The following is a 12,886-nucleotide window of genomic DNA, read 5'->3' on the forward strand; positions in this document are numbered from 1 at the left end:
TTTATAGATATTCTTTCCAGATCTCAGGTTTCTTGGTGCAAATTGCATCTGCTGTTATCTGGCGCTCGACTAGAAGTTTTGCCAATTCTGGGATAGCGGTTTCGGCAGGGCGACCTTGGAGCTCTGGAGAGACGAGACAAAGTTTAAGACCAGCAGCTTGCAGGTGTTTAGCATCTTGGCCGCTGAGCGGGAATTTAGTAAAGCAATCAACCCAGACCCAGTCAATCTTTCCCGCAAGGGTAAGGGCGGTTTCAATCGACTCAAACTCGGATACGCGTACCGCACAACGGCGCTCACCCAGCTTTGACCATTTAATCAAAAATGGAAAAGATTGATCCAAGAAAAAGTAATCAGTAATTCCACGCTGCTTCATCAAATTAATTAAGCGCTCTTCCAGCCCCTCTTCTTTGACATTGAGGATAAGGGTGCCATGCTGATAGTGCTTGATCCATTCCTCAAAATCATCTCCTGAAGCAAAGGGATCGTGATGGATTACCAGCCTCCCATTGTCTGAGCGAATATCTACTTCGACGCCATAATCAGTTTGAGTTGCTTTAAGTTCCTCAATGGAATTGCGTCGATGAGAAATGAAGTTCATTGAGGCAGCCTTTTTTTTAACTCAAAACTAAAGTCGATGGTTCGGCGGATAAATTTCATTTTGGCCGCCCAATTGACGTTCCAATGAGAGACACCGTGAGCCCGCTCTCCAAATTCTACGGGAAAGCGGCAAACAGACATCCCCTGAGCCTTTGCCGTGAAATATACATATAAATCCAGCGAAAAATCATGGGGTGGGTTCTCCCAAGACTCAAAAAATGCTCTTGAGAACATATTGGGCTGAGCATTGATATCCCAAAGTCGAGTTCGTAGCAAGAGAGTTTCAAAAACGCTCATGCCGATGGTAAAGAAAACGTCCGCCAAGGGGCGTTTGATTCTCTGGCCTTTGACATAAATATTGTTACTCCCGTGTTGCGCAAATATTTTCAATCCGCGCAAAACATCTTTGGGGTCTGTCTGCATATCTGCATGCGTCCAGGCCAATAGTTCGCCGGTCGCAGCGTGCAACCCAGACAAAATGCCGTAGCCATAGCCCTGATTAACAGGCACGCGAACACTGCGGCATTGTGGGTGGTTAGGCAAAAGACTTTGCAAAACTTCAGGACTATTGTCAGTGGAGCCGTTGTCCACCAGAATGACTTCAATATCATGATATTCACCGAGCGAGGCGCAGCGATCTAAAAGCAGAGGCAAATTAGCGGCTTCGTTATAGCAGGGAATAATTAGGGATAGTTTCACGGGGCGAAGAGTATTGAATGATTCAGTGATTAAATGTTCTTAGGGTTACCAATCTTAAGATCGGTAAAGACGAAAAATTTCATGCCAATAAAATTTAATGAGGCAGAAACACTGGTTGCTAAGATGAAAGCAATCAAGAGGGTGTATTCCAGAGCAAAATCGGGACTGCTAAACCATTCGATACATATGTGATTGATCGCAATATTGGCGACTAAGCCCAGGATGTAAACCATCACAAACCTAAAGACGCTACCAGCACCTGTAGTTTGTTGATTAAAAGTCCAAAAACGATTGGCAAAGTAGGCAAAGACTGTTCCGCTAATAAAGCTAAAGCCTTTAGCGATATTGATGCTATCAATATCAAGTGGTTGTATATAAATAAAGCCACGATAGATTAAAAAATCAATCCCAACAGTTAATAGGCCAACGATTAAAAAAATGCCTAGTTCACGTTTGATGGGCGCGGTCATTTAATGAATTAACTATGGGGTAGTATTAATAAATGCTTATTTTGGAAGTTCTGGGGTTCTTGCGGCATAGCGCTGATACAAATTCTCCAAAGCAGTTGGCTCAACTCGAGAATCTAGCTCTAAGCGGTAAGGGTGATGTGGCCACTTATGAAAGCATGCCTGCCAATACTCAAATGTTTTGAGATCGTTTGGAGTGCCCCAAGAAATGAAGCTATCCACTTCAAATAAATGACAATGCAGTCCTAGTCCAATTGCATCGTTGATGCAGGAGTCTAGATAAAACTCACCATTGATTCTGCCATTGCGGGCAATCAGGGTATCAATGGCGCGTCTTGCATCGTTTGGGTTTTTAAAGGTGAATGTACCAATCACAATTGGATCAGTTGCTGGGGAGGCTAAAGGGGTTTTGACGGAGATGGTATTGATGCGTCCGTCAACAGTGGCATCAATCCAACCAAACATCTGCGGCTTACGTACAGCATTAGTATGGCCCCGCGCACCCCAGACAATCACATCAACATCAGGATTATTAATGAGTGCTTGATATGTCGCTTGATTAAATAGTACGCCGTTATCGCATGCGCCAAACGTTATGGGCAATAAATCATCGCTAGAGTGCTGCTTGCTAAATTCTTCGAGTGCGTCTAAACCTATGAGTGCAGTACAGGCTTGCCCCTCAGTAACTTGGGGTACAAGAGTGATGATTGCATTTGGAAAATGCTCTTTAATGGAGTGTTCGATTTCTGCTAAGCCTGGCATGTCAGAGCGCATGACAAGTGATTGGTATTGAGACTTGGGCAAATCCTCAATTGCCTGAATTGCCATGGCCTTGCCTGAAACTGGAATGAGAGGCTTAGTGAGTGTGTAACCCTCATCAGCAAAGCGCTTGCCCATGCCCGCCATTGGGATGACTAAAGATCCCACAGGTCTGGACTCGACATCGGATTTTATTAAACGTTTAAAGGTATCTGACCATGAGTTGTATTCATGGAGATCATCTGGGGTACCCCATTGCATGAAATGCTGTAGTGGGTAGATTGCCACTTTGTTGCCTTTGGCAAACATTGGTTTGTAAGCTAGGCTGACATAGTACTCGCCACCAACGTTAATGTTTTGATCCATGGTTTGCTTAAATGCATCACTCATAATTTTTGCGCTAGCAAAATAATAGGTTCCGCTAGATGCAAACTCTTCCATCCGGTTATTGGTGTACGGTTGTTTTTCCTGTATATCTAAGGCCCATGCGCCGTCATGTCCCGATTGACTTTTAGCGATCTCTTTGATGTAAGCATAATTAGTGGTGCCAAGAGTGTGCGGATGAAATCCCTTGTATGCCGGAATGGCGCCCGCACAGGCAGTATCTACAACAAACTTCTTGAAGTGATCCCAATCCCAGTAGCACGTGAAATCGCAATAGTTAACAACAACTGGCTGATTGGGGTCTAGTAGGTGCTCAACTTGACGTACAGCATGAATGGGGCCTAGCTTATGCGCTGGAATGCCAACTACTCTGCCTGTTGGGCATAGCTCATGAAGAATTTTTTCCATTTGATAATCGGGATTGGCTAAATGATCTTCATTGCAAATAAAAATGAAATCAGTTTCCCCGGGAAACATATTAATGACGTGCCCAATAATGGGTTTGCCATCAACCTCAATTAAGGGTTTTGGGACTACGTATCCAGCACGGCGAAAGCGCTCGCCAAAGCCTGACATAGGAATAACAATTTGCACAAGTTTCCAATCAATGATGATAGGTAAGATCAATCTAAATCAATGCAATATAGACCCAAATTATAGTCGCTGAAAATATGCTTTTTATCAAAAAATAATTAAAGACACAGGCCTGAAGTCTTCAAGAAAAGTCAGGGTGCAACGCTTAATTTCTATGTGTTTTATGAAATATCATTGGGCGCGCGCGATTGGGTGCCCAAAGGAGCATAAATAGTATAAGAATAAACAGAAGGTTTGAGCCTACTAGTAAGGCAATAAATGGAAGGTCTTGGTACTTAAGTTGATAGTTGTTGATATTAGATATCAGCTTGAAGCAAAGCCAATCTTCCCCGCATACAAAGTAAGGAATTTTCTTTCCATTGCCAGTAAGTGAAAAATTTGTATAAGGGGTCACCTTAATTGATGCTAAATCTCCTGCTTGGAAATGCTCTATGTCAACCTCAATATGATCAGGATAAAATCGAACGTGTGAATCGCAGGGTGATTTAGTGCAAGTGACAATTTGCCCCGGTTTTTTAAGTTTTACAAGAAAATGATCTTCATCTTCATAAGCGATTTTATAGTCACCACTATCAAATAAGGCTGGTGAAAATTCTTGTTTATTTACCCAAATGACTGAAACGCCTAGGCTCTGGTATTGCGCGAGGCTTAGGTCTTGTTTATCAAAATATTTTTCAATTTCTGGGTGAAGATTTTCCTTCGCGTGGATGGTTTCATATCCCTTGGTAAAAATTAAATTGTGGCCCTTACTCGTAAGCCATGTATTAAGTAGTAAGTGGCCACTTGGATTGGGTTCCAAATTGCGAAAGTTAGTGAGTTGAAAGACTCGAGAGTTCGGGTCTGCATATTTTTGGATGGCTTCAATGGAAGAGGGTGTCTGCACATAATTTGTATCCTTCCAGGGGTAGGCTGCTTGCCCATAATTATGAATAAGATAGAGTCCACTGGTTATTAATGCGAAAGCTGCAAAAGCGATTTGCCCCCTCCTAGTCCACGAAGAGCACCACAAGCTAATTGCTAGAACAGATGTAACTCCCCCAAAAAACCACCATTTTCTGGGGGTGGTGAAGTTTTTCAGAAAATATTCATGCTCACCAAAGATGGTTGCTAAATCTAAACTTGAAAATATAAGCAGTAAAGCGCTTGTAAGGCATAAGCTTAGGCAAAATTTATCAATCTTTTGCTCTTTAAGTCTTTTGATAAAAGCCACGCAAATATATAGCAGACAAGTAACAATCCATATTGATTGACCTTCTTGTTGACGTACATTAAAAAGTCCAGAAATTAAGAACTTATCAATTTCAATTTTGTTCCAATTGAAGATTGTTCTCCAAGACCCACTCCAGTACTCAATTTGACAATATATCCATGGTGCAAGTAGTGCTAGCCCAATTGCTTGATTGCGAAAATAGACAAGTAATAATTGCTTGTTGAAAAATGGAGCGAGAAAAATAAACTCTACTAATTGTGCGTAGAGGAAAAATTGTGGATTCCCCCCACAGGTGGCTAAAAATGTTGCAACTAGAAGTATGCAGTCATTAGTCGTGTTAGTTTTGTGGTGATGAAGATAAAAACTCCAGTAGTCAATTTTTGCAATTAACAATAAGAGAGCCGGGAGAACGTAATACCAGTTAATACTGTATTGGCCCATATAGGAGCCTATGCCAGCGCATATTAAGATTGCACTTTTCATGCTCTTATCTATTGGGAGGGTGTTAACAAATCTCAATAACACAAGATTGATGAGTGTGAAGAAAGCAACGCACCAAAAATTGATGATCCAGTAGGGCTCTAAGTGAAACAAGTGAGCGATAGTAGAGGCCAATAGAAGAATGGGCGAAAATACGGCGTAATAAGGACTTTCGGCCAGGCGGATATTGAGCTCTCCTGGATGCATCCAGGGAAATTCACCCTTTAGAATTGCATCAAAAGCGTAGGAGAAAACGGGGGTAAATTGAGTGAAATTATCATCTTTATTAAAGTATGTTGTATCGCCAAGTAGGTAAGCAAATGGTAATAAGAAGGCAGCAACCCACAATTGACCGGTAAGCCATAAAATTTTTGAGTAAAAATTAGCCATGTGCGCTATTTCTTGCGATGAAATGTTTCTTCTGAAAACTCAAAAAATAATATCAATGAGAATGGTAATCTGGTTATGGCAAAAGTGCTGCATGCCCCAATAAATCGAGTGTGCGTGTTGAGCGCATAAAATTCTGTGCCGACTTAAGGATTATCGCATTGGGAGCGAGGATATCTCAGTAAATTTTATTCTGAAATCGTATCAAATAAACATGATTTAATAGTCCTGCTGATAATGTCTCAAGATTACCTCAAAATGTAAGCTGTAATAGGACAAAGCAATCGCTAAAATCCCGTGAATGTATCTGCACTAAAAGCATATGGGTTTACAATTACTCGGATACACTTAGCTAATGACTTGCTTGGTGAGTGGGTTAATAAATGGAGTGATTAGAGGCTATTAAGAGTATCTCTTGGAAAAAAATAAAAACGCTCCAGCTTCGAGGATGGGTAAGTCAATCATTCCTTCTTGGCTCATTTGGGTTCAGTGCACTGCTTTTGCTGTGTTATATGCCGTCTGGATCTTGCCGGGGACTGTGGGGCTCCGTAATACAGCATTAGTTGTTGGTGCATTAGCGGCGCTCTACCCAATTTACAACTTCCGAGCAAAGCTATTGCAAAGAAGAGCTATCCCAATTTGGCTCATTGTGGGCCTATTAATTTGGGCAACTTTTCACTTAATTTTTCTTTCTCAAGATTTTGCTGCACAATTTTTAGAATTCGAAAGAATTTGGAAATACGTTTGTATCGGGACTATATTTGCGTTTGGATTAGGCTTATCTTTGGTAAGTGCAGATAGCAAGGCTAGTGCAAGTGATGCCAGCAAACCTGATGCGTGCACTAACAAGGCTCTTCAATCACCATATTGGATCTTAATCTTGTTGGGCCTGTCTGCCCCCTTGATGATTTATTTGCTTAAGTATGCACTCACCACCTATGGCTCTAGTTGGGGCATTCGGGTGCCGACTTATTTGCAGATATATTTTATTGCGCAGCCCTTTTACATTCCCAAGACTGACTATGTTGCGTTTTGCTTGCCAGCACTGGCAATTGCCCTAGGTAGGATTGAGATCTTACTTTCGTCTCGCGAAAAGTTGAAACATCAATTTTGGAAAATTTTTTTTTATATGACCCTTATTGTAGGCAATTTATTTTTATTTGATATTCAAAATATTAAAAATGGTATTGCTTATTCAACTGTAATGGGGGCGCTATTTTTGACAGATTTATTTACAAAAATAACCCTAGGAAAATGGTGGAAAAAATGGGCTTTAGCTATGCTGGTGTTGGTCTTTTTTGTCGTGGTGCTTTATATCCATTTACAAAAAAATAATTCTTGGAGGGCCTTGGTTGCCGATGGCAAAGTAGCTGTACAGACTGAAAAATATCAGCAATGGAAGTTTGCGGGAGAGCAGGGTTATCCAATTAATGAGTATGGTCAAATAGTTTCGGCAACAAATTATGAGCGTGTTGCTTGGTTTGTCGTGGGGATGCAGCTAGCTACGCAAACCCCTTTGGGGTATGGTCTGGTCGAGGATTCTTTTAAAAGAATAGCCAAGGCCAACTGGCCGGAAACTAGTTCAAATTTATCTCACAGCCACAGTGGTTGGTTGGATCTTTTTTTGGCCGTTGGTATTCCTGGAGTTATCTTGGTATTAGGCTCTTTACTTTTGAGTATGAGTCAATTAAAGCAGGTGCAAGAGCCGTGGAAATCAATGGTGTTTTGGGCTCTTTTTGCAAATGGCATTCTTTGGATCACGACTGAAGTCTCGGCAGCCATAACTTTTACGGCTCTGATCTTTTGGGTCAGCTGGGCTGCTGGATTAACTTTGCTAACGATTGATGACAAAATTAAAAGCTTTGATTGAGCAAAAAATAAACATTGATTCGAGGTTCGGTATCATCGATTAAGACGGTAGGTTGAGTGAGTTTTCTTGATATATCCTGCATCTAATTTGTATTCTAAGCGCTGAATCAGCGTCTATAGTGATGCTAATTTTATAGTCACTGGAAATGCAAATCTTAGGTAGTTTTTATACGCCAATGATATGGCTCCAGTATCAATGTAGGCTTTGCATGGGTAATACTATTGCTGAGTTAGCAAGGCTGGTGGCGGAGGCAACGGGGGCTAAGAGATCGCCTTGGTGTTTCAATAAATTTAATGAGGCGCTATAGAAGTGGATAGGTTCATGGCGTAATGAATCATTTAGTTTGTCGACTTTAGGCCCAGTTATCAGCAGGCCTAAGGTTTGCCTGTGGCGAGATGATTTTTCCGCTAATTTAAGAGTATTAATATACGCTACTTTTTACTTCAAAATGAGTTATTTTGAATGACTTGCTTTCACTCATTGAGGGTTACTTTGTGTGAACGTATATTTAATCTAGAGCGGGGCTGGTTGTTAAATTCTTCAACTAGAGCGCATTTTAGATTTAGTTTATTAATTCCAATTGGTGAGGCATTGATATTAGGGGGCTTAAAATGAAAGAAATAATTTTATTATTGTGAAATTATTTTCCGAATGGCTGATAGTATTGCAAGGTCGAACTTCTCATGGTTATTCCAAAATCCAAATAAAGATTAAATTTGCCAACAATTAACATTAATTTTGAAAGTGATTTCGGCGGTAGTTTAAAATTTCAATAACTAATATATTTTTTAGGGATATTTAATGGTATGAAGGCTGTAATTTTAGCGGGAGGTCTAGGAACAAGAATTTCAGAAGAGACATATCTGAAACCTAAGCCAATGATTGAAATTGGCGGTAAACCTATTTTATGGCACATCATGAAAATCTACTCTTCCCATGGTGTAAATGATTTTATTATTTGCTGCGGATACAAAGGTTATGTAATTAAAGAGTATTTTGCTAATTATTTTCTTCATACATCCGATGTTACTTTTGATATGACACTCAATAAAATGGTGGTTCATCAGCGCAATGCGGAGCCGTGGAAAGTCACCTTGATCGATACTGGCGATGAAACTTTAACTGGTGGACGTCTGAAGCGAATATTAAATTATGTTCGAGATGAGTCTGAATTCTGCTTCACATATGGCGATGGAGTTAGTGATATTGATATTGGACGCTTACTCGAATTTCATCGCACACATGGTAAATTGGCTACCGTTACAGCGGTTCAACCTCCTGGGCGTTATGGGGCTCTCACCCTTGTTGATAATCAAGTAAAGGGTTTTACCGAAAAGCCTCGTGGTGATGGGGGTTTAATTAATGGAGGCTTTTTTGTTCTCTCTCCGGCATGCCTTGATTTTATTGGTGGCGATCAATGTACTTGGGAGGCTGAGCCACTGACAGCCCTTGCATCTTTGGGGCAGCTGATGTCTTTTAAGCATGAGGGGTTTTGGCAGGCCATGGACACCTTAAGGGATAAAAATCATCTAGAAGATTTATGGGCATCCAATAATGCGCCATGGAAAAGTTGGTAAAAGTCGATGGATGTAAGTTCTAAAAAATTTTGGCATGGGAAGAGAGTATTGCTCACTGGGCACAGTGGTTTTAAGGGTGCTTGGTTAGCTTTGCAGCTTTATCGATTGGGCGCAAAGGTTGTTGGAATTGGCTTGCCCCCAATTGATGCCCCTAGCCTTTTTAACTTAGTAGATGTTTTGGGGAGAACGGATAGTCATTTTGTAGATATTAGGGATGCGGATGCAATCTCAGCTATAGTAAAGAAAGCTCAGCCTGAGATTGTTTTCCATATGGCTGCCCAAGCGTTAGTTCGGCGAAGCTATAGGGATCCATTGGATACTTTCTCAACTAATGTCATGGGCACTGCTTCGGTGTTAGATGCTTTGCGTGGGATTGATTCGGTTAAGGTTGTCGTTGCCGTAACCACGGATAAAGTTTATAAAAATTTAGAGCGTATTCAGCCTTATCGCGAGATTGATGAGCTGGGGGGGTATGATCCTTACAGCGCCAGCAAAGCCGCAAGTGAGCTCATTATCTCGTCATATAGAGACTCTTATTTGGCTGAAAAGGGTATAGCGATTGCATCTGCGCGCGCTGGCAATGTAATAGGCGGAGGGGATTGGTCGGAAGATCGCTTGATACCAGATGCCATTCGAGCGTGGGATGCAAATATTCCACTTGAAGTTCGAAGGCCTGATGCGGTTCGCCCGTGGCAGCATGTTTTGGAGCCAATTAACGCGTATTTGGTCTTGGCTGAGAAGCTTTACAGTAACCCCTCTTTAGCTGGGGCGTATAACTTTGGGCCACAGTCGCAAGATGTTGCTACAGTTAGAAGTGTTGTCAAATTAGCAAATAAAATCTATGGGCATGGAAGTGTTTTATGGGGTGATGCCTACGATAGCCATCATGAAGCCGGGCTCTTATGCTTGGATGTGTCTAAAGCTAAAAAGTTATTGGGTGTGACCCCTTATTGGAGCTTGACGGTATCTGTTGAGCGTACTATGAAATGGTATCAGCAGTTTAGAGATGGTAAATCAGCCATTGAATTATGCGAGGCTGATATTCAAGAATTTTTTAGTTCTATGAGTAGTCAATAGTATGGGTATATTTTCTATATTTGACACACCTATTGCAGGGTTGATGGTCATAGAAAGAAAAGAGATTGGGGATGATCGTGGGTTTTTGGCGCGTATATTTTGCTCGGAAGAATTGAAGTGTGTGGGTTGGAAAAAGCCAATTGCTCAGATTAATCAAACTATAACTAAGAAAAAGGGTACGGTGAGGGGAATGCATTACCAAAATTACCCTTATGCTGAGATGAAGCTAGTCTCATGCTTGCAAGGTGAGGTTTGGGATGTTGCAGTTGATTTGCGCAAAAATTCACCTACATTTTTGAATTGGCATGCAGAAAAACTTTCTGCAAAAAATGGGCGCGCGCTATTGATTCCAGAAGGTTTTGCGCATGGTTTTCAAACGCTTGCAGATGATTGTGAGTTAATTTACGCTCATTCTGCGCCCTATCGTCGCGATTCTGAGGGAGGGATTCATCCCGAGGATGCGCGTCTATCCATCCCCTGGCCGCTTAATTTTTCTGAAATTTCTACTAGAGATTCTGGGCATCCATTGCTGAATGATCAATTTATAGGATTTAATTTATGAGATGCCGTCATTGTTCTGCGCAACTGTCGCATAATTTCTTGGATTTGGGTTTTTCACCGCCCTCTAATGCATACTTAACCACAGAAGATTTAACCAGGCCTGAAAAATATTACCCATTAAAGGTTATGGTTTGCAATCAATGCTGGCTTGTGCAGACGGAAGATTACACTCAAGCGGACGAGTTATTTGATGCAGAATATTCTTATTTTTCTAGTACATCGAAGAGTTGGTTGGATCATGCTGAGAATTTTTCTAAACGTATGATTGAAGAAATGGGGTTATGTGGGAATAGCTTTGTTATTGAAATTGCGTCAAACGATGGATACTTGCTTAAAAATTTTGTGAGAGAAAACATTCCCTGTTTAGGGATTGAGCCCACAGCAAGTACTGCTGAAGCTGCGGAAGCATTGGGTATCCCCGTCTTGCGGGAATTTTTTGGAGAACAGCTGGGTCGACGTTTATCTGCTGATGGTCGCCAGGCCGATTTAATTGTTGGGAATAATGTTTATGCGCACGTGCCGAATATCAATGATTTCACTTGTGGCTTGAAAGCCGCCTTAAGGGTTGGCGGGACAATCACTCTTGAGTTTCCCCATTTAATGAGATTAATTGAGTCATCGCAATTTGATACTATTTACCATGAGCATTTTTCATATCTCTCATTAAGCGTAGTGGATAAAATTTTTACAAGTTGTGGGTTACGTATATTTGATGTCGAAAAGTTAAATACCCATGGCGGAAGTTTAAGGATATTTGGATGTCACGCTGATGATGATAGGCCGGTGAGGGGGTCGGTAAAGGAGTTAATAGACGAAGAGATAGGTAATGGAGTTAAGGATTTAAGGCTATATCAAGATTTTCAATTCAAAGTTGATCAAATTAAGGATAATTTATTGACTTTTTTAATTGAGCAAAAGCGTAAAAATGTGAAAGTAGTGGCTTATGGTGCAGCAGCTAAGGGCTGCACGCTTCTTAATTATGCGGGAGTAAAACCTGATTTATTGCCGATTGTATTTGATGCCTCTATCTCAAAACAAAATAAATACTTGCCAGGCTCCCATATTCCAATTAAAGCACCAGGCGAATTGCGTGATATGGCGGTGGATCTTATCTTAATATTGCCTTGGAATATTAAGGAAGAAGTTATCGATCAGTTGTCATTTGTTGCTGATAAAGGGGCAAAATTTGTTGTTGCCGTACCAGAAATAAAAATTCTGCAACCTAGCTAAACTTTTCAAATATGAAAAAGAAAATTCTCCTTACCGGGGGATCCGGCTTCATAGGTCGCAATACTATTGATATATTGTTGAGCTGTGGTTATGAAATTCATGCGGTTACTTCGAGTGGCTCAATCATTTCCGGTAATATCAATTGGCATAGTGCCAATCTACTTGATTCAGCTCAGGTAAAGAAGCTTTGCATGGAGTTAAAGCCTAGTCATCTTCTTCATCTTGCGTGGTATGCCGAGCCAGGAAGGTATCAAGATTCCCCAGAAAATTTTAAATGGCTTGAAGCAACAGTATCACTTTTAAGGCATTTTGTTGATTTTGGTGGGCGACGCATAGTTATGGCTGGTACATGTGCCGAGTATAATTGGGATAATAAAATTTGCGATGAGTATTCCACCTTAAAAATGCCGCAAAGCCCTTATGCAGTCTGTAAAAATGCAATGCAGGAAATCTTGCATTCATACAGTAAAAATGAAAATATCAGTAGTGCTTGGGGCAGAATTTTTTTTCTATATGGACCTAATGAAGACCAAAAGCGGTTGGTTCCGTCTGCTATAAACTCTTTGCTTGGTAGAACGCCATTTATATGTAAGCATGGAGGTCAAATATGCGACTTTTTACATGTAGAAGATGTTGCCTCGGCGTTAGTGCATCTTCTGGATTGCGAAGTTAAAGGGGCTGTGAATATATGTTCTGGTCAGGCTATCGCATTACACGAGCTACTTTTGAAAATTGCTAAATTTTCTAATTCAAATCCTAGATTGATTAAATTCGACTCCCCGCTACAGGAGGGGGGGATGCAACCATTTGTTGTTGGTAGCAATAAAAGACTTACAGAGGAGGTTGGCTGGTCGCCTAAATATGATCTTGATCAAGGTCTTATGCAGACTATTGCAGCTCGCCGCTTAATATTTTAGTTGGCTGCCCACATAATCAAACATTTAAATTTGCAATTTAACGGATTATATCGAGCTGTTTCCCGGAGAGGTATTTT

Annotated in this window: 11 protein-coding genes; 6 read left to right on the plus strand and 5 right to left on the minus strand. The window is 41.0% G+C overall.

The genetic code is table 11. The features are described 5' to 3' along the window. Position 1 precedes the first annotated feature (1 nt). The 5 genes from DCO17_RS01615 to DCO17_RS01635 form a co-directional block, all read right to left on the minus strand. Positions 2 to 598, minus strand: a complete 597-nt coding sequence (locus tag DCO17_RS01615; protein WP_173955079.1) for a phosphatidylinositol-specific phospholipase C/glycerophosphodiester phosphodiesterase family protein — start codon at positions 596 to 598, stop codon at positions 2 to 4. Continuing rightward, on the minus strand, positions 595 to 1,296 hold the full coding sequence (locus DCO17_RS01620) for a glycosyltransferase family 2 protein (RefSeq protein WP_173955080.1): 702 nt from the start codon (positions 1,294 to 1,296) through the stop codon (positions 595 to 597). Before DCO17_RS01620 ends, DCO17_RS01615 begins: the two co-directional genes overlap by 4 nt. A gap of 29 nt (positions 1,297 to 1,325) precedes the next feature. Beyond that, the gene (locus DCO17_RS01625; RefSeq protein ID WP_173955081.1) at positions 1,326 to 1,766 is read right to left on the minus strand and encodes a GtrA family protein; all 441 of its coding nucleotides are present in this window, start codon (positions 1,764 to 1,766) and stop codon (positions 1,326 to 1,328) included. Between the two features lie 36 nt (positions 1,767 to 1,802). After that, positions 1,803 to 3,500, minus strand: coding sequence for a glycosyltransferase family protein (locus tag DCO17_RS01630; protein WP_173955082.1), 1,698 nt, complete (start codon positions 3,498 to 3,500; stop codon positions 1,803 to 1,805). Between the two features lie 145 nt (positions 3,501 to 3,645). Beyond that, the gene (locus tag DCO17_RS01635; protein ID WP_173955083.1) at positions 3,646 to 5,580 is read right to left on the minus strand and encodes a hypothetical protein; all 1,935 of its coding nucleotides are present in this window, start codon (positions 5,578 to 5,580) and stop codon (positions 3,646 to 3,648) included. A gap of 613 nt (positions 5,581 to 6,193) precedes the next feature. Here DCO17_RS01635 and DCO17_RS01640 point away from each other — a divergent pair. The 6 genes from DCO17_RS01640 to DCO17_RS01665 all read left to right on the plus strand — a co-directional run bounded on the left by DCO17_RS01640 (position 6,194) and on the right by DCO17_RS01665 (position 12,809). Continuing rightward, entirely contained in the window at positions 6,194 to 7,447 is a 1,254-nt protein-coding gene (locus tag DCO17_RS01640; protein ID WP_217425430.1) for an O-antigen ligase family protein, read from the plus strand. A gap of 806 nt (positions 7,448 to 8,253) precedes the next feature. Then, entirely contained in the window at positions 8,254 to 9,024 is a 771-nt protein-coding gene (rfbF, locus tag DCO17_RS01645; protein WP_173955085.1) for a glucose-1-phosphate cytidylyltransferase, read from the plus strand. 6 nt (positions 9,025 to 9,030) lie between these two features. After that, complete coding sequence (gene rfbG / locus DCO17_RS01650; RefSeq protein ID WP_173955086.1) at positions 9,031 to 10,101, plus strand: CDP-glucose 4,6-dehydratase; 1,071 nt, start codon at positions 9,031 to 9,033, stop codon at positions 10,099 to 10,101. A 1-nt stretch (position 10,102) separates the two neighbouring features. Further along, positions 10,103 to 10,663, plus strand: coding sequence for a dTDP-4-dehydrorhamnose 3,5-epimerase (gene rfbC, locus DCO17_RS01655; protein ID WP_173955087.1), 561 nt, complete (start codon positions 10,103 to 10,105; stop codon positions 10,661 to 10,663). Beyond that, a complete protein-coding gene (locus tag DCO17_RS01660; RefSeq protein WP_173955088.1) occupies positions 10,660 to 11,892 on the plus strand; it encodes a class I SAM-dependent methyltransferase in 1,233 nt (410 codons plus the stop codon). The genes rfbC and DCO17_RS01660 overlap by 4 nt, the downstream gene beginning before the upstream one ends. A gap of 11 nt (positions 11,893 to 11,903) precedes the next feature. Then, the gene (locus tag DCO17_RS01665) at positions 11,904 to 12,809 is read left to right on the plus strand and encodes an NAD-dependent epimerase/dehydratase family protein (protein ID WP_173955089.1); all 906 of its coding nucleotides are present in this window, start codon (positions 11,904 to 11,906) and stop codon (positions 12,807 to 12,809) included. Positions 12,810 to 12,886 lie beyond the last annotated feature (77 nt).

The organism is Polynucleobacter tropicus (genome assembly GCF_013307225.1).
In the GTDB taxonomy this organism is placed as follows: domain Bacteria; phylum Pseudomonadota; class Gammaproteobacteria; order Burkholderiales; family Burkholderiaceae; genus Polynucleobacter; species Polynucleobacter tropicus.